The sequence below is a fragment of the Polaribacter sp. HL-MS24 genome (genome assembly GCF_032758595.1).
Classification (GTDB): Bacteria; Bacteroidota; Bacteroidia; order Flavobacteriales; family Flavobacteriaceae; genus Polaribacter.
This window is the reverse complement of record NZ_CP136415.1, coordinates 840,074-857,680: the sequence shown is the minus strand read 5'-3', so window position 1 is coordinate 857,680 and position 17,607 is coordinate 840,074. Positions and strand designations below refer to the sequence as shown.

General features: G+C 35.3%; 17 protein-coding genes, 1 tRNA gene and 3 pseudogenes. 7 read left to right on the top strand and 14 right to left on the bottom strand.

Annotated features, from left to right (window positions below):
• Positions 1 to 9 precede the first annotated feature (9 nt).
• The 9 genes and pseudogenes from RRF69_RS04025 to pdxA form a co-directional block, all read right to left on the bottom strand.
• Positions 10 to 327 carry an Hpt domain-containing protein gene (locus tag RRF69_RS04025; RefSeq protein ID WP_316940674.1) on the bottom strand — a complete coding sequence of 106 codons (318 nt, stop codon included), beginning with the start codon at positions 325 to 327 and terminating at the stop codon, positions 10 to 12.
• A gap of 159 nt (positions 328 to 486) precedes the next feature.
• Positions 487 to 813, bottom strand: coding sequence for a hypothetical protein (locus RRF69_RS11750; protein ID WP_410479465.1), 327 nt, complete (start codon positions 811 to 813; stop codon positions 487 to 489).
• Entirely contained in the window at positions 725 to 1,501 is a 777-nt protein-coding gene (locus RRF69_RS11745; protein ID WP_410479474.1) for an ATP-grasp domain-containing protein, read from the bottom strand. The genes RRF69_RS11750 and RRF69_RS11745 overlap by 89 nt, the downstream gene beginning before the upstream one ends.
• Before the next feature lie 60 nt (positions 1,502 to 1,561).
• Positions 1,562 to 1,824 (bottom strand): annotated as a pseudogene (locus RRF69_RS11740) (biotin carboxylase N-terminal domain-containing protein); the annotation flags it as partial.
• Between the two features lie 85 nt (positions 1,825 to 1,909).
• The gene (gene accB / locus RRF69_RS04015) at positions 1,910 to 2,380 is read right to left on the bottom strand and encodes an acetyl-CoA carboxylase biotin carboxyl carrier protein (protein WP_316940673.1); all 471 of its coding nucleotides are present in this window, start codon (positions 2,378 to 2,380) and stop codon (positions 1,910 to 1,912) included.
• A 26-nt stretch (positions 2,381 to 2,406) separates the two neighbouring features.
• The gene (locus tag RRF69_RS04010; RefSeq protein WP_316940672.1) at positions 2,407 to 3,402 is read right to left on the bottom strand and encodes a beta-ketoacyl-ACP synthase III; all 996 of its coding nucleotides are present in this window, start codon (positions 3,400 to 3,402) and stop codon (positions 2,407 to 2,409) included.
• Between the two features lie 153 nt (positions 3,403 to 3,555).
• Positions 3,556 to 3,750 carry a 50S ribosomal protein L32 gene (rpmF, locus tag RRF69_RS04005; protein ID WP_316940671.1) on the bottom strand — a complete coding sequence of 65 codons (195 nt, stop codon included), beginning with the start codon at positions 3,748 to 3,750 and terminating at the stop codon, positions 3,556 to 3,558.
• Position 3,751: 1 nt separating this feature from the next.
• Positions 3,752 to 4,291, bottom strand: a complete 540-nt coding sequence (locus RRF69_RS04000) for a DUF177 domain-containing protein (protein ID WP_316940670.1) — start codon at positions 4,289 to 4,291, stop codon at positions 3,752 to 3,754.
• Between the two features lie 83 nt (positions 4,292 to 4,374).
• Complete coding sequence (gene pdxA / locus RRF69_RS03995; protein WP_316940669.1) at positions 4,375 to 5,409, bottom strand: 4-hydroxythreonine-4-phosphate dehydrogenase PdxA; 1,035 nt, start codon at positions 5,407 to 5,409, stop codon at positions 4,375 to 4,377.
• Positions 5,410 to 5,467: 58 nt separating this feature from the next.
• On the opposite strand from pdxA, the gene RRF69_RS03990 reads away from it, so the two are divergent.
• Entirely contained in the window at positions 5,468 to 6,052 is a 585-nt protein-coding gene (locus tag RRF69_RS03990) for a riboflavin synthase (RefSeq protein ID WP_316940668.1), read from the top strand.
• Positions 6,053 to 6,279: 227 nt separating this feature from the next.
• Here RRF69_RS03990 and RRF69_RS03985 read toward each other — a convergent pair whose 3' ends face one another.
• The 3 genes from RRF69_RS03985 to RRF69_RS03975 form a co-directional block, all read right to left on the bottom strand.
• A complete protein-coding gene (locus RRF69_RS03985; protein WP_316940667.1) occupies positions 6,280 to 6,531 on the bottom strand; it encodes a hypothetical protein in 252 nt (83 codons plus the stop codon).
• A 270-nt stretch (positions 6,532 to 6,801) separates the two neighbouring features.
• A tRNA-Ile gene (locus tag RRF69_RS03980) sits at positions 6,802 to 6,875 on the bottom strand.
• Between the two features lie 63 nt (positions 6,876 to 6,938).
• Complete coding sequence (locus RRF69_RS03975) at positions 6,939 to 7,910, bottom strand: polyprenyl synthetase family protein (protein WP_316940666.1); 972 nt, start codon at positions 7,908 to 7,910, stop codon at positions 6,939 to 6,941.
• A gap of 126 nt (positions 7,911 to 8,036) precedes the next feature.
• On the opposite strand from RRF69_RS03975, the gene RRF69_RS03970 reads away from it, so the two are divergent.
• From RRF69_RS03970 to RRF69_RS03950, 5 genes and pseudogenes are all read left to right on the top strand, one after another.
• Positions 8,037 to 8,633 carry a TetR/AcrR family transcriptional regulator gene (locus tag RRF69_RS03970; RefSeq protein WP_316940665.1) on the top strand — a complete coding sequence of 199 codons (597 nt, stop codon included), beginning with the start codon at positions 8,037 to 8,039 and terminating at the stop codon, positions 8,631 to 8,633.
• 2 nt (positions 8,634 to 8,635) lie between these two features.
• Positions 8,636 to 9,976, top strand: a complete 1,341-nt coding sequence (locus tag RRF69_RS03965) for a TolC family protein (protein WP_316940664.1) — start codon at positions 8,636 to 8,638, stop codon at positions 9,974 to 9,976.
• 1 nt (position 9,977) lies between these two features.
• Positions 9,978 to 11,153, top strand: a complete 1,176-nt coding sequence (locus tag RRF69_RS03960) for an efflux RND transporter periplasmic adaptor subunit (protein ID WP_316940663.1) — start codon at positions 9,978 to 9,980, stop codon at positions 11,151 to 11,153.
• 3 nt (positions 11,154 to 11,156) lie between these two features.
• A pseudogene (locus RRF69_RS03955) lies at positions 11,157 to 14,643 on the top strand (efflux RND transporter permease subunit).
• A gap of 71 nt (positions 14,644 to 14,714) precedes the next feature.
• The gene (locus RRF69_RS03950; protein ID WP_316940662.1) at positions 14,715 to 15,191 is read left to right on the top strand and encodes a regulatory protein RecX; all 477 of its coding nucleotides are present in this window, start codon (positions 14,715 to 14,717) and stop codon (positions 15,189 to 15,191) included.
• 36 nt (positions 15,192 to 15,227) lie between these two features.
• Here RRF69_RS03950 and RRF69_RS03945 read toward each other — a convergent pair whose 3' ends face one another.
• Together RRF69_RS03945 and RRF69_RS03940 are read right to left on the bottom strand one after the other, a co-directional pair.
• A complete protein-coding gene (locus tag RRF69_RS03945; protein ID WP_316940661.1) occupies positions 15,228 to 15,740 on the bottom strand; it encodes a nuclear transport factor 2 family protein in 513 nt (170 codons plus the stop codon).
• A 14-nt stretch (positions 15,741 to 15,754) separates the two neighbouring features.
• Positions 15,755 to 16,426 carry a hypothetical protein gene (locus RRF69_RS03940; RefSeq protein ID WP_316940660.1) on the bottom strand — a complete coding sequence of 224 codons (672 nt, stop codon included), beginning with the start codon at positions 16,424 to 16,426 and terminating at the stop codon, positions 15,755 to 15,757.
• 180 nt (positions 16,427 to 16,606) lie between these two features.
• On the opposite strand from RRF69_RS03940, the pseudogene RRF69_RS03935 reads away from it, so the two are divergent.
• Positions 16,607 to 17,548 (top strand): annotated as a pseudogene (locus tag RRF69_RS03935) (NAD-dependent epimerase/dehydratase family protein).
• The last annotated feature ends 59 nt before the right edge of the window (positions 17,549 to 17,607 follow it).

The following is a 17,607-nucleotide window of genomic DNA, read 5'->3' as shown; positions in this document are numbered from 1 at the left end:
TTGAGTGTATTATAGCGATTTTATATACTGATCTATTTTTTCTAAAATACCTTCGAACTTGGGGAATAAATCAACGCATCCAGATTTGACCTCACATTCAAAATAGGTAGCTAGTTCAAAGTCTTCCTCTAAACCCATTAAGCTAAATTTGTATTTAATTTTATGGATAATGTTCGCAGTTTCTTTAAAGTCTTTCGAATGATAACTTTTATAGAATGCTGCCATCTCAATGGGGAATTCTTTTTTAAGAATAGCAGTAATACTTCGTTTAAAAGACTCATCTCCATCTGCCAGTTGATTGATATAGTCTAAATTTGGTTCATCCATAGAATTGTATTGATTTTTCAAACTAAAGAAGTGAAAAATTTGTATTCTGGGGCGTTTTTAGATCTTCAGTTAATACTTATAAGGTATAAATATAAAAAAAATAGAGAATACAAACTGTATTCTCTATTTTTATTTATACTAATATGTATTTATCTTTTTTTACTCCATTACGAAGTCTTCCATAAATTTAGTGGTATAGTTCCCTGAAACATATTCTGGATGATCCATCAGCTGTCTGTGGAAAGGAATGGTAGTTTTGACTCCTTCAATAACAAATTCGTCTAAGGCTCTTTTCATTTTATTGATTGCTTCTTCTCGTGTTTGAGCAGTTGTAATCAATTTTGCAATCATTGAGTCGTAGTTGGAAGGAATTGAATAGCCAGCGTAGACGTGAGTATCAATTCGAACTCCATGACCACCAAGGTGCGTGTAAAGTTGTAATTTTTCCTGGAGAAGGTCTGAAATTATTATAGGGGTCTTCAGCATTGATTCTACATTCGATTGAGTGCATTTTAGGGTAGTAATTTTTTCCTGAAATTGGAGTACCCGCTGCTACTAAAATTTGCTCACGAATTAAATCATAATTGACCACTTCTTCTGTAATTGGATGTTCTACTTGAATTCGGGTATTCATTTCCATAAAGTAGAAGTTACGATGCTTATCGACTAAGAATTCTACCGTTCCTGCTCCTTCGTATTTAATATATTCTGCCGCATTTACAGCTGCAGTTCCCATTTTTTCTCTCAATTCATCTGTCATAAATGGAGAAGGAGTCTCTTCTGTTAATTTTTGATGACGACGTTGTACTGAACAATCTCTTTCTGACAAATGACACGCTTTTCCATAAGAATCTCCAACAATTTGGATTTCTATATGTCGTGGCTCTTCAATGAGTTTTTCCATGTACATTTCATCGTTCCCAAAAGCTGCTTTTGATTCCTGTCTCGCAGAATCCCAAGCCTCTTTTAAGTCTTCAGGTTTCCATACTGCACGCATCCCTTTACCACCACCACCAGCAGAAGCTTTTAGCATTACAGGGTATCCTGTTTCTTTTGCTGTTTTCTCACATTCTGCGAAATCTGCAATGGTTCCTTCACTACTAGGAACACAAGGAACTCCGGCAGCTTTCATGGTTGTTTTTGCGTTTGCTTTATCACCCATTTGATCAATCATCGCACCCGTTGCACCAATAAATTTAATATGATGCTCTTCGCACAAGTTTGAAAATTTTGCGTTTTCTGATAAGAAACCGTATCCAGGTGAATAGCATCTGCATTTGTAATTTCTGCAGCAGCAATAATATTGGACATTTTTAAATAAGATTCAGCACTTGGAGCAGGGCCAATACAAACGGCTTCATCAGCAAATCGGACGTGAAGGCTATCTGCATCTGCTGTAGAGTACACAGCAACTGTTTTGATTCCCATTTCTTTACAGGTACGGATCACACGAAGTGCAATCTCACCCCTATTGGCAATTAATATTTTTTTAAACATGTTTTTTAGCATTTAAATTTTAAAAAGCGCAAAGTCAAACAACTATTGTTTGCTCTGTTACATCTAAAATGAACTGTTTAATTGTTTAAGATGGATCTACTAAAAATAAAGGTTGATCAAATTCTACAGGAGAAGAATCTTCAACTAAAACTTTTACAATTTTTCCAGAAATTTCTGATTCGATTTCATTAAAAAGCTTCATTGCTTCAATGACACATACCGTATCCCCTTCGCTAATTTCTGAACCAACCTCTACAAAGTTTGCTTTGTCTGGAGATGGTCTTCTGTAAAAAGTACCAATGATTGGCGACTTTACAGTGATGTATTTGTCGGTATCATTCGCTACTTCTACAGCAGCAACCGGACTTGCAACTGGTGCAGCTTGAATTGGTGCGGCTTGAATTGCTCCCATTGGTGCAGCTTGAACAATAGTGGTTTCTGTTTTTTCAGAACCAGTCTTGATGGTAATCTTGATGTCTTCCATTTCTAACTTTACCTCGCTAGCGCCAGATTTTGCTACAAATTTAATAAGATTTTGAATTTCTTTAATATCCATTTTTCTTATGATTTAGTTGATTGTTTTTATGAATTATATGCCCATTTTAGATAGATTGCTCCCCACGTGAAGCCTCCACCGAATGCGGCAAATATTAAGTTATCTCCTTTTTTTAATTGACTTTCGTAATCTGCTAATAATAACGGTAATGTTGCCGATGTAGTATTTCCATACTTTTGAATATTCATCATTACCTTATCTGCTTCTACCCCAACTCGATTTGCAGTGGCTTCAATAATTCGTTTGTTGGCCTGATGAGGTACTAACCATTGTATATCCTCTTTGGTAAGATTGTTTCGGGTTAACATCTTTTCTGATACATCTGCCATGTTCGAAACAGCGTGTTTAAATACCGTTTTCCCTTCTTGATGGATAAAGTGTTGCCCGGTTTTTAAAGTCTCTTCTGAAGCGGGTAGTAAAGAGCCGCCAGCATCAATTTTCAAGAATTCTCTTCCAATTCCATCACTTCTCAAATATTCGTCTTGCAGTCCTAGGTTTTCGGTATTGGGTTCAAATAAGGCTGCTCCCGCTCCATCACCAAAAATAATACAAGTTGTTCGATCTGTATAGTCTATAATTGAAGACATCTTATCGGCACCTATTAATAGGACTTTTTTGTATCTTCCAGACTCAATATAGCTTGCTGCAGTAGACATTCCGTATAGAAAACTAGAGCAGGCAGCTTGTAAATCGTATCCAAAAGCATTTGTAGCACCAATTTCTGTAGCCACAAATACTGCCGTTGAGGCAACCATAAGATCGGGAGTTGCGGTAGCAACAATGACCAAGTCAATCTCTTTGGGGTTTATTTTTGATTTTTGAATTAGTTCTTCGGCGGCTTTGATAGCCATAAAGGAAGTCCCTTTATTTTCACCTTTTAGGATTCTTCTTTCTTCGATTCCTGTTCTGGAAGTGATCCACTCGTCATTGGTATCAACCAATGTTTCTAATTCTTTGTTTGTAAGAATATATTCAGGAACATATTTCCCAACTGCTGAAATTGCTGCAGTGATTTTTGTCATAATGTCTATTTCTGTCGAATGAAAATTTCGAAATCAAAGAAATGAAATTTATTTCAATTTTTGATTAAAAACAGCAAAAAACACTCGTTTTATGCGTTTAAACATAAAAAAACCCTCAGTTTTGAGAGTTTTTTTAATAATGTAAAATATTTTTTAAGCTTCAGCGACTGCAGATTCTAATACGATTTGTCCTCTGTAATAGAGTTTTCCTTCGTGCCAGTGCGCTCTGTGGTACAAGTGTGCTTCACCAGTTGTTGGATCTGTTGCAATTTGTTGAGAAGCAGCTTTGTAATGTGTTCTCCTTTTATCTCTTCTTGTTTTAGATATTTTTCTTTTAGGATGTGCCATTTTATGTATTTTTTTCTGTTGTTATATTCTTTAATTTATCCCACCTTGGGTCTGTTTCCTCTGAAACTTTTTTTTCTGTTGTTATTTTTAGTTCTTCTAATTTTGACAATGCCTCGGACTGCATCGTACCATCTAACACATTTGGATGGACTCTCTTCTGAGGAATTGATAAAATAATCATTTCGTAAATATACTGTGAAACATCAATTTTGTTTGCTTCATAGGCTATTGTTATAATGTCTTCGTTGTCATCATTAAACTCAGGGCCAAATTTCACAATCATTGATAAGGTAGGACTTACCTCCATATCAAAGGGTTCATTTGTCGTATCACAAGGAATAGTAACACTTCCTGTAGCACTAAAATCAAGCTCAAAATGTGTGCTTTTTTTTGTAAAATTTAAATCGATTTTAATTGCTGAACTTAAAAATTCATCATAATTAAAAGCTTCAAAGAACGTATTGTCAATTTCATATGAAAATAAATGAATTCCTTCTTTAAAACCTACAAAGTGGATATTAAATTCCTTCAAGTCTTTCATTATCAATTATCAATTGAGCGTGCAAAGATATAAAAAAATGTATTCATACCATCTTTTATATTAAAAAATCTATGCGTTTGTGGCTATTTTGTTTTTAGTGGGTTTCTAGTCAGCTCTTGGTATTCTTTTCGAGATTTAAAAATTGCTATTGCACGAAACACCGCTTCTTTAAATGAAGATGGATTTGCCGTGTTTTTTCCTGCAATTTCAAATCCTGTACCGTGATCTGGAGATGTTCTGATTTCTGACAAGCCTGCGGTATAGTTTACACCATTGCCAAATGATAGCGCTTTGAAAGGAGCTAAACCCTGGTCGTGATACATGGCTAAGATTCCATCAAATTGCGTGTAGGTTTTCGCACCAAAAAATCCATCGGCAGCATAAGGTCCATAGACCAATTTTCCACTTTCTTTGATTTCTTCTATGGCTGGTTTGATGATTTCGTCTTCTTCTTTCCCGATGACTCCTTTATCTCCACAATGTGGATTCAACCCCAAAACAGCAATTTTTGGCTTATTGATGCCAAAATCTTGTTGTAAGGAATGATGTAAAATGGCTACTTTTTCTTTGATCAATTCTGGACTAATGGTGGAGGCGACTTCCGAAATGGGGATGTGACCAGTGATCAATCCTATTTTCAATACATCTGTCATTAAAATCATCAAGCTTTTTCCTTCCAGTTTTTCTTCTAAAAACTCCGTATGTCCTGGAAAATTAAAGGATTCGGATTGGATAGTTTCTTTGTTGATGGGTGCAGTAACCAACACATCAATTTTCTTTTCTTTGAGAAGTTCTACTGCAATGTCTAAAGATTTTGCGGCATAGACCCCAGAGATCTTCGTTTCTTTTCCTAGTTCTATGTCTACATCCTCTTTCCAAATGTTGAAAAGATTTACCTTGCTGTGGTTGATTTGATTGATTTCTGTAATTCCATTGATTAGAGTTGGACTGTTTAGAGCCTTTTTATGAAAGGATACAACTTTTGTAGACCCAAAAAGAACCGGTGTACAGAAATCCAACATTCTTTTGTCTTCAAATGTTTTTAAAATTACCTCAATTCCAATTCCGTTTAAATCTCCTACAGAAATCCCTACTATTATTTTGTCTACTTTATCCATTTTTAATCGCTAATATTCGTATTTTTGAACGCTACAAAAGTAGTTAAAATTTACGGATATGTTTACAGGTATTATAGAAACCCTTGGAGTGGTTGTTGGTGTTGAGAGGGATCAAGAAAATCTTCATTTGCGCATTCAGAGTAAGATTACAAAAGAGTTGAAGGTCGATCAAAGTGTTGCACACAATGGTGTTTGTTTAACAGTTGTGGCGATTGTTGAAGACATCTATACTGTAACTGCCATAAAAGAAACTATTGACAAAACCAATATCAGTCATCTGCAGGTAAACGATATTGTAAATTTAGAAAGAGGCATGAAATTGGGAGACCGATTGGACGGTCATTTGGTTCAAGGTCATGTTGATCAAACAGGAGTCTGTACTGCAATTAAAGACCAAAATGGGAGTACAGTTTTTACCTTTTCCTACACTTCTAATCAAGGAAACATTACGATCGAAAAAGGATCCATTACCATCAACGGAGTTAGCTTAACCGTTTTTAATTCGAAAGACACCGAGTTTAGTGTTGCTATTATCCCGTATACTCTCGAAAATACGATGTTTAAAAATATGCAGGTTGATTCGGTTGTCAACCTCGAGTTTGACGTAATTGGTAAATATGTAGCGAGACTTACTCAGAAATAGCATTCATTTTTCTGTGGAAGTATGGAGTTAAAAACAACTCTTGAAAAATTTTAGGCTGTTTTTTATTACAAAGAACTACATTCAAATAGGCTTGGTATCTCTTGTGTTTAAAAGGAATTCTAGCACTAAAAAGCAGTAGAATTCCCGAGATCTCTATTAATTTCTAAAGACCCTCCGTATTTACATCTTTTTGTGAAGAGGGATAGTTTTCTTCTTTTTGCTTTCTGTTAGAGTAAATGATGTTCCATATAGTTAATCCCATATATGTTGCAAAAATAACACCACCCACTATGAAGAATCCGATACTCATTATACTTTTTTTCTTCGTTGTCTAATTGCAATTGCAAATAGTAATATTGTTCCAGCCAATGTGCTGAATACTGAGCTTCTTCGTACATACCCAATATTCCATAGGTTACGGAATAAATCAAACATAAAAATGCTAAAATCACTGGATACCAATTGTTGATAAACTTCATAAGGTTTTTAATTTAAAAAATTATTAATTAGTACAATATACAAAAATTAAAGCCACAGTCATTAACTAATTTGCATAGAAAAAGATAAAACTTCCAGAAGGATTTTTTATGAGAAGCTATTTTTTAAAAAAAACAGGTTCCCTTGAAAAGCTATCAAAAGCAATGAAGTATTTCTCTATCTAAAGTGAACTATGCATAGCGACTCCTTTCAAAATTAATATTGAAATGGTCTTAAACAAAAAAAAACCACTCTAAATAGAGTGGTTTAAGTGGTCCCACTTGGGCTCGAACCAAGGACCCTCTGATTATGAGTCAGATGCTCTAACCAGCTGAGCTATGGGACCGAAATAGTGGCTGCAAATGTACTATTAATTTTAAATATTAGATCATATAATTCAAAAAAAAAATTATACCGATCGATTCATTAACCAAAGTCCAAATTGCTTTAAATTTTGTTTACCAGTGGCCTCCATTTCCATGTCTGACAAGGTTTCAAATGCCTTTTCGGTATAGCTATTGATCTGCTTCTGAACCAAGGAAGGAATGTCGTATCGTTCAAATATCTGTGTAACTTCCGTTATCTTCATCGAATTTTCTTGGAGCTTTTGTTGATAGAAAAATGTTAATTTTTGTTGGTCTTCTTCGTTAGCAATCTCCAAACATTTAAGATATAAGAATGTTTTTTTATTTTCAATAATATCGCCTGCAATTTGTTTTCCAAAAGTTTCTGGATCACCAAAAGTATCTAAATAATCGTCTTGTAGCTGAAATGCCAATCCCAAGTTGAGTCCGAAATCGTAGATTAAATCGGCATTTTCATCTGAAGTTTCTGCAACAATAGCACCCATTTTTAGGGCAGCAGCGACTAGGACCGATGTTTTAAGACGAATCATATCGATATAAGCAGGAATCGAAACATCGTTACGGGTTTCAAAATCTACATCTAACTGCTGACCATCACAAACCTCCAATGCTGTTTTGCTAAATAATTTTGCAAGTTTTTGAAAAACAGACGGTTCATAGTTTTCAAAATACTGATAGGCCATAATTAACATGGCATCTCCAGAAAGAATTCCTGTATTAAGGTCCCACTTTTCATGAACCGTTGCTTGGCCTCTTCTCAGTGGCGCATCGTCCATAATGTCATCATGCACCAGCGTAAAGTTGTGAAATACTTCTATGGCAAGTGCAGCAGGAAGTGCCTTTTGAAAGTTTCCAGAAAAAATATTTGCAGCCATGAGTGTTAGTATGGGGCGAATTCTTTTCCCTCCTAATTGTAGAATATAATCGATGGGTTCGTAAAGGTTTTTAGGCTCTTGAATCCAGTTTTTAGACTCTAAATAGTTTAGAAACGATTTTTGATAATGTAGTATGTCCAAGGGATAATTTTTTGTAAAAATAATATAAAGAAGTCGCTCCTTGAAACTTATCGCAAAAAAAACGAAAAACTATGGAAACTTTTTTTGTTTCTAAAGTTTCCATTTGTATATTTGCATTCCAAAATTATGAAATCAATTATTGTAGACAAAGCAACCGAGCTCTTTTTAAACTTAGGTTTTAAGAGTGTCACCATGGATGAAATTGCCACTGCTATGGGGATTTCAAAAAAAACCATCTATACACATTTTGCTACAAAGAGTCTTTTGGTAGAGGAAGTTGCATACAATGCCTTTCATACAATTTCTCAAGGAATTTTTGAAATACAGGCACATGAAGAAAATCCGATTTTGGAAATGTATGAGGTGAAGCGCTTTGTAATGACGTTTTTGAAAGATGAAAAATCATCTCCTCAGTATCAATTGCAAAAATTCTATCCCAAAATTTTTCGCGATTTAAAACAGAAGCAATTCGGTTTTATGCAAAGTTGTATCAAAGAAAACTTGCGAAAAGGGATCGAACAGCATCTTTTTAGAGCTTCTATTGATATTGATTTTATTGCCAGAATTTATTTTCATGGAATGATGGCTACCAAAGACAGAGACCTGTTTCCTTTGCAACAGTTTTCAATGAACGAGTTGACGGACTATTATTTAGAATATCATTTGAGAGGAATTGCAACTGAAAAAGGACTCAAACAATTAGACCAATTAACACAAAAATAAAAATGAAAAAAACACGACTGCTATTTTTTGCGCTTGCTTTTAGTCTGGGAGCAACTGCTCAAGAAAAAAGCCTGCATTTGTCTCTTGAAGAAGCGATTCAATTTGCTTTAGAAAACAGTTATAACATACAAGCCACCCAAAATGATATTTCTTCTGCAAAAAAAGTCGTATGGGAAACAACAGCTAGTGGTTTGCCGCAAATTAATGGAAGTATCGACTATCAAAATTTTTTAAAACAGCCCGTTAGTTTGGCTGATTTTGATGGAGATGGTGTTGACGAGCAGTTTGTTTTTGGGCGAAAACAAAACTTAAGTGCTTCTGTAACAGTTTCTCAATTGCTTTTTGATGGTTCCTACTTGGTGTCTCTACAAGCGTCCAAAGCCTATCTGAAAATCTCAGAACAAGCCAATGAAAAAACAACATTGTTGACTCGTGAGGCTGTGATAAATGCCTATGGAACTGTTCTCGTTTCGGAAAAAAGTATCGAAATTTTAAAGGGAAATTTAGAAATATTAGAAAAGAATTTACAGGATGCTCAAAAAATATACGAGAATGGATTCAACGAAGAAGAAGATGTAGAGCAGCTTGAAATTACAGTGGGAACTGTAAAGAATCAACTGAACAACATTGTAAGAATGAAAGCAATTGCATACCAGATGCTGAATCTTGCTTTGGGAAGTGCTATTGACACCGAACTGATTTTGACCGATGATTTGGATACCCTAGCCGAACAACATGTCAGTTTGGAAATCATTACAGAACCTTTTGAGGTTTCAAATCATATCGATTTCAAAATTGCTGAAAATGATCGCGCAACAAAAAAATTACTGATGAGATTGGAACAAAGCAAAGCCTTACCAAGTATCTCTACTTTTGTCAATTATGGAAGTCAATCGTTTTCGGACTCATTTTCCTTTTTCAAAGGAAGTCAGCAATGGTTTGACTCTTCCCTGTTAGGCGTCAGTTTGAAGCTGCCAATTTTTAGTAGTTTAGGAAGAAAAGCAAAAATTGCTCAAGCCAGAATTGCTCTAGAGACGTCTGATTTTAGATTGGAAGAAACCAAGCAACGATTAAACCTTCTTGCTCAAAAAGCAAAAAGTGATTATCAACTGAGTGTTGGCAATTACCTCACCGCAAAAAGAAACGTTGGTCTTGCTGAACGCATCGAAAAAAAGCAACGCTTTAAGTTTTTTGAAGGAATTTCTTCAAGTTTCGATTTATTACAAGCGCAAAATCAATTATATACTCAGCAACAAAATTACGTTCAATCGATGTTGGATGTCATTGCTAAAAAAGCAGCCCTAGAAAACGCATTAAACTTATCAATCAAAACAAAAAAATAACATGAAAAAGATATATTTAGGAATCTTCACCGCACTTATGATTACTTCTTGTGGAACCAAAAAAGAAGCTTCTGTTGACGAAATTTTAGCATCTAACAATGTAGAATTGATGCAAGCTGAAAAGGCAAAAATTGAAGGGAAGCTCCAAGAATTTTCGGTTGATTTGAAGAAATTGAATGAGCAGCTATCACTTTTAAGCGAAGACAAAAACATTCCGTTGATTACTACGTTTACCACAAAAGAGGAGGTGTTTACACATCTTATCGAATTGCAAGGGAATGTACAAACCAAGCAAAACGTTTTGGTCTATCCAGAAATGCCGGGAATCCTAAGAGAGGTTTTGGTAACCGAAGGACAGCAGGTTGTAAAAGGGCAAACCTTAGCGAGTATTGATGACGGGGGATTGTCTCAACAAGTAGCACAGATGGAAGCAAATGCACAACTTGCAAAAACCACTTTCGAACGTCAAAAACGATTATGGGATCTTAAAATCGGTTCTGAAATGCAGTTTTTACAAGCAAAAACCACCTATGAAACTCAGAAAAGTGCGGTTAGCCAACTGAAACAACAGTTAGAAAAAGCGACAATCAAAGCCCCTTTTTCTGGAATTATTGATGGTGTTTTTAAAGAAAAAGGAACGGTTGTAGTACCCGGTCAAGGCGCTGAAATTTTTAGAATCGTCAATCTTTCCAATATGTATATCGAAACAGATGTCCCTGAAAACTATATTGGTAGTATCACAAAAAACAAAGAAGTGGTTGTGCATTTTCCAGTACTTGGCGAAACCCTTCATTCCAAAATTAGACAGGTGGGCAACTTTATCAATCCCAACAACCGCTCATTTAAAATTGAAATTGCAGTACCCAATTCAAAAGGAAACATCAAACCCAACCTCACTGCAAAATTAAAATTAAACGATTATACAAATTCCAAAGCAATTTTAATTCCGCAGTCGATCATTTCTGAAAATGCAAAAGGAGAGCAGTTCATTTATATTATTAAGGATAAAAAAGACAATCAAGAAGCCGTTGCCAAAAGACTGGTGATTGAAACTGGAAAAACCCAAGGAGATTTTATCGAGGTTCTTAAAAATCTTGTTTCAGGCACAGAAATTATTATGGAAGGGGCAAGAAGTGTCAACAACGGTCAGGTGGTAAAAGTGATTAACAAAAAGTAAACAATGGGCAATACAAACAAACAAGTAGACAAAGAGTTTAAACTTTCTTCTTGGGCAATCCAAAATAAAACAACCATTTATGTTTTAATGTTCCTGATTTTATATTTAGGAATCTCGTCCTATTTTAGCATGCCTAGAGAGAACTTTCCAGAGATCAACGAAACAAAGATTTACATCAGTTCGGTGTATCCTGAAACACAGCAGAGGATATTGAAAAACTAATTACAAATCCCTTAGAAGACAAGTTGAAATCGGTGAGTAATGTGATGAAAATTACTTCAACCTCCCAGGAAGATTACTCCATTGTTACGGTAGAATTTGATGAAAACATTTCTGTTGACAAAGCAAAACAGAAAGTAAAAGATGAAATAGATCAAGAAATTGCAGGAGAAGATTGGCCAACCTTTAACGGTGCAAAAGTAACTCCCAATGTTTTTGAATTGAGTATTTCTGAAGAGGTTCCCATTTTAAATATCAATATTTCTGGAAATTATCCAGTTTCAAAACTAAAAGAATACGGAGAGTTTTTACAAGACGAAATTGAAGACTTGACAGAAATTAAGAAAGTTGCTATTCGTGGTGCTCAAGACAAAGAAGTAGAGGTTGCGGTAGATATTTATAAAATGATGGCTTCTAAAGTAAGTTTTGATGACATTACCAATGCGATCAATCAAGGGAATATCACCATGTCTGCGGGAAATTTTATTACCAGCCAGCAAAGAAGAACACTTCGAATTCTTGGAGAAATCGAAAAACCTTCTGATTTAGGAGATTTTGTCATCAAAGCAGAAAATGGAAATGCAATTTATTTAAAAGATATTGCCAAAATTTCTTTCAAGGATAAAGACAAAACAACCTATGCTAGAGAAAATGGTGCCCCCGTTGTAATGTTGGATGTAAAGAAACGATCAGGTGAAAACATGGTGGCTGCTGCAGATAAAATTGGAAATATAGTTGCAGAGGCTATCCAAAATAATTTCCCTCCTGACTTAAAAGTAAGTATTACCAATGATCAATCCCCGAAGACCATCGGTCAGGTTGATGATTTGGTCAACAACATTATTTTTGGAGTTATTTTAGTTGTCATTGTATTGATGTTTTTTCTAGGTTTTAAAAACGCCATTTTTGTAGGTTTTGCCATCCCAATGTCCATGTTCATGTCGTTAATGATTTTAGGTGGATTGGGTTATACATTAAATACTATGGTGCTTTTCGGTCTGATTATGGGGCTAGGAATGCTGGTAGATAACGGGATTGTTGTGGTAGAAAATGTCTACCGATTGATGGATGAAGAAGGAATGACACGTGTTGAAGCGGCTAAAAAAGGTATTGGAGAAATTGCCTTTCCAATTATTATTTCTACAGCAACAACGGTTGCAGCTTTTATTCCTTTAGGTCTTTGGTAGGAATTATGGGGCAGTTTATGGTGATTTTACCCATTACCCTATCCATCGTATTGGGATCTTCATTATTTGTTGCCATTTTCTTCAACTCGGTGTTGGTCTCTCAATTCATGAGTATTGAAGATAAAAACATGCCTTTGAAAAAAATTATCCGTCTTACATCGATCATGTCAGCTATTGGTTTGTTCATCTATTTTTTTGGGGGCGATCATCATGCTTTAGGAACCTTAATTATTTTCACAGCAATTATGTTGTGGGTCTATCGATTGTTCTTAAGAAAAGCTGCCAATTACTTTCAAAAAAACACCTTGGTCTCTCTTGAAAACTGGTACGAAAGACAATTAAAAGCAGCTCTTACAGGCTGGAGACCTTACATTCTGGTTCTTGGAACGTTTGTTCTTCTATTTTTTGCTTTTGGAAGTTTTGGATGGTCGCTAGGAGCTCAAAGAACAAAAGTTGAGTTTTTTCCGGACAATAAGCCCAATCAAATTGTTGTATATATTGAATATCCAGAAGGAACAGATATTGAAAAAACCAATCAAATTACAAAGGAAATTGAGCAAAAAGTAGCAGGGGTCTTAAATCAAGAAATGTATACCGACAATGGCTTCAATTTTTTGGTAGAGAGTACAGTTTCTCAAGTAGGTGAAGGAGCGGGTAATCCGCAAACAGATGGAGGTTCTTCTGCAGAAATGCCACACAAAGGAAAGATTACCGCTTCAATGCGAGAGTACAAATACCGAAGAGGAGAAGACAGTGAGGTTTTACGTCAGAAAGTCCAAGCAGCTTTGGTAGGAATCTATCCAGGAGTTTTGATTTCTGTTGAAAAAGATGCAAATGGACCCCCAGCAGGATCTCCTATCAATATTGAATTGAAGGGGGATGATTACGAAGAATTGATTTTCACTGCAGAAAGCATGCGCGACTATTTAAATACTCAAAGTATTTCTGGTGTGGATGAATTGAAAATCGATGTCAACAAATCTAAACCTGGAATGCAGGTTTTGGTCGATCGAAAAAAAGCGGGTGAATTAGGAGTAAGCACAGGACAAGTTGGACAACAATTAAGAGCGGCTATCTTTGGGAACAAAGCTGGAATTTATAAAGAAAATGGAGAAGATTATGATATCTATGTTCGTTTCAATAAAGATGATCGCTATAATAAAAGTGCTATTTTCAATCAGAAAATCACTTTTAGAGATCAAGCAACAGGAAAAATAAAAGAGATTCCTGTTTCGGCAGTGGCATCACAAATGAATAGTTCTGGCTTTAGTGCTATCAAACACAAAGATGTCAACAGAGTCGTTACGGTCTATTCTGCTCTTTCTCCTGGAGAAACCGATGCAGGTGCTGTGGTTGCAAGAATTCAGGGAGCTATGAAGAATTTTAAAGACCTGCCCAAAGGAATCAAAATTGATTATACTGGGCAGATTGAGGAACAAAACAAACAAATGGCCTTTTTGGTTGGAGCTTTTTTTACGGGTTTAATGCTGATATTCTTTATCTTAATTTTTCAATTCAATTCTGTTTCAAAACTAGGAATCATCATGCTGGCAATCTTTTTAAGTTTTATAGGTGTTTTTGGTGGTTTGGTTATCTCAGGAGCCCCTTTTGTAATCATGATGACTATGGTAGGAATTATTTCTCTCGCAGGAATCGTAGTAAACAACGGGGTGGTTTTATTGGACTATGCAGAGTTGTTAATCGATAGAAGAAAAATAAAAGACGGCATCTCTAGTGAAGATTACCTCCCGTTAGAAAGTTTGTACGAATCTGTGGTAAAAGCAGGGAAAGCACGTTTGCGTCCCGTTTTACTTACTGCCATTACGACGATCTTAGGGCTGATTCCGTTAGCAATTGGCTTAAATATCAATTTTTTCACACTCTTTAGCGAGTTTGATGCACATATATATATGGGTGGAGACAATGTTGTGTTTTGGGGACCTTTGGCGAAAACAGTCATCTATGGACTTTTTATTGCCACCTTCTTAACCTTAATTGTAGTACCTATTTTATTCTTCCTGATTACCAAGTTTAAAATGAAATTGAAAGAACAATTTCAGCCAGCACAAACGTCAATAGAGTAGTACTTAGTTCATAATGAAAAAAAGAGGATGGAAGGGTTTTGGTTTCATCCTCTTTTTGTATTTTCGAAATCATGATTCAAAAGAAAAAATCGTTTACGGTAGATGAAATCAAGCGCAAACTTGAATTGTATTGTGTTTATCAGGATCGATGTCACAAGGAAGTAGAGCAAAAAATGCACGAATACCAGCTCATTCCGGAAGCCAGAGAACTGATTTTATTAAGCTTGATGAAAGAAAATTTTTTGAATGAGGAACGTTTTTCTAAAAGTTATGCACGAGGGAAATTTCGAATTAAAAGCTGGGGAAAACAACGAATTGTGAGTGCGTTAAAGTTTCGAGATATTTCTGCCTATAATATTAAAACAGCACTAAAGGAAATTGACGATGATGCATATATAGAAACGCTCTATCGAATTACAGAAAATAGAAATGCAGTTATTTCTGAACCCAATATTTTCAAAAGAAAGAAAAAACTCATCGATTTTTTAATGCGAAAAGGATTTGAAAACGAATTGATTTACAAAGTCGTCAATGAAGTTCTAGCATAAATTGTCCCTCCGTTAAGGTTTTTAAGAAGAAATGAGTTAGGGCTTAAATTGTGCTAAAAAAATGGAATCGTTTTTTTTCTTGGCAGCAATGACTGCCTGTATGTCTTCATTCGGAATTGGAACGGATAGTACATAGTGTTTTAGCGTCCATGTGGTATCGGTTTTTTCGAGAACCCCAGAACCTCTACAGGTACCCATCCAAGTTGTTAACAGTTCATCAAACCAAACGATTTCTTTGTGTTTTCCTATGTAGATGTTTCGCTCTAAGGTCTTAAAATCCCAGGCTTTCCCTTTGTCAAAATAAGGTTTGCTAAATGCTTCAAACTGTTTCTTTGTCCAATTTTCTGTAGCATCTGTTCCGATAAACACAGAAGCTACATTTAGAGTAGAAAAATAGTCTTCAAAATGAGCATCTGTTGCCGCTTGATGCCAATTGTTTAGGAGTTTGTCTACTTTTTCTTTGATAATAGTCTCTGTCTCGGGTGCTGTTTGATGTTGACAATTCAACAATAAACTGCTTACTAAGAGTATAAAAAATAGGCGTTTCATGGAGTTGTACTTTTTTAATTTTCGATCTCTCTTTTTAGATTTTTTTTCCCGTTCCTATTTTTTTTGAATTTAGGTAGCTTTTGGTTTGGGATAAACTTTTTTACGGGTGGTTTTTTGTCAATATCTGAAAGGGTTTTTTGTGAGATTGAATCCATTTTACTTCTATCCAATCCAATATTATCTGATGAAACTGTAATTTCATCTTCAAATTTTTTCTGAGACAATACCGCATTTATTTTCGAATTAAACGCTGCAAATGCTTGTACTATTTTTTCAACTTGGGCATTGATTTCTTCTTTTTTGACCACAGGAATAAAGGTAATGTCGGCAAGTCTTTCGGCTTCATTATAAAGGACATTTACTCTTGCGTCAAAAGATGGACTCTGAAAAACAGCAGGTTTGATGCTGTCTTTTAAGCTTGTAACGACATTTTTCAATTCAAGGGCATTGCTCAAGGCTTCATTAGGAGATGTCTTGTAAAATTTCACCATAAACTCTTCAAGAACTTTGTACTCCTTCCATTCTTCAACCTCTTTGACAAATTCAGAATGGATCTTCGTTTTCAAGGGATGTTGTTCAACCTCGCTCGATTTTTCCTTTTTTACGGGTTTTTTCGGGTCTTCTTGAGTCTTAGATTGACAAGAGTATGCAACAAGGAGTACTAAAAGGGCATATATTTTTTTCACAAAAAAGATTGTTTGATCTGCTAAAATACTCATTATTAAAATATCTTATTTGTCTTTTTAAAGTTTAACAGAAATGAATTAAAAAGGAGTATTTTTTATAGATACTATAATTTCGATTTTGTTTTCTAAGAATACTTAAAATAAGTACCTTTGTTTCTGTATAAAATTGAATTATAGATAATGGGAGAACGCATTTTAATTCTTGGAGCCTGTGGTCAAATTGGCACAGAGTTGACTCAAAAGTTACGAGAGCTATACGGGGAGGATGCAGTCATTGCTTCCGATATCAAAAAAATGGATTCAGAAAACATTCATTCTGGACTTTTCGAGATTTTGGATGCTTCGGATAAAGAAGCCATTTTACAGGTGGTACAAAAATATCAAATTAACCAAGTATATTTGCTAGCGGCGATGTTGTCTGTGACAGCAGAACATCACCCAAAGAAAGCCTGGGAGCTCAATATGACTTCTCTTTTTGCAGTTCTAGATTTAGCAAAAGAAAAGCATATCCAACAAGTATTTTGGCCAAGTTCTATTGCTGTTTTTGGCCCTACAACGCCAAAAATAAATACTCGTCAAAAGACCCTTATGGAGCCCTCTACGGTCTATGGAATTAGTAAATTGTCTGGAGAATTCTGGTGTAATTATTATCATCAACACTATGGTGTTGATGTCCGTAGTTTGCGATACCTATGAATCATCTCATGGAAAACAAAACCTGGTGGAGGTACCACCGATTATGCAGTTGAGATCTTTTTTAAAGCAGTGAAAGAGCAGCGCTATGAGTGTTTTTTATCCAAAGAGACCCGTTTACCAATGATGTATATGGAGGATGCCGTTCGCGCCACCATTCAGTTGATGCAAGCAGAGGTCAGTAGTATCAAAATAAGAACTTCATACAATATTTCTGCTTTTGACTTTACTCCGGAAGAAATTTCTAAGGAAATTCAAAAATACATTCCCGAATTTACAATACGCTATGTCCCCGATTTCAGACAAAAAATTGCAGATAGTTGGCCACAGTCTATCGATGATTCGAGTGCAAGAATTGATTGGGATTGGCAACACAGGTTCGATTTAGAAACCATGACCAAAGATATCATATCAATTCTTCAAAAATAAATTTTGCTCAATGGAAGCTGTAAGTTTTAAAATATTTAGGTCTAATACTAGGAATTCAA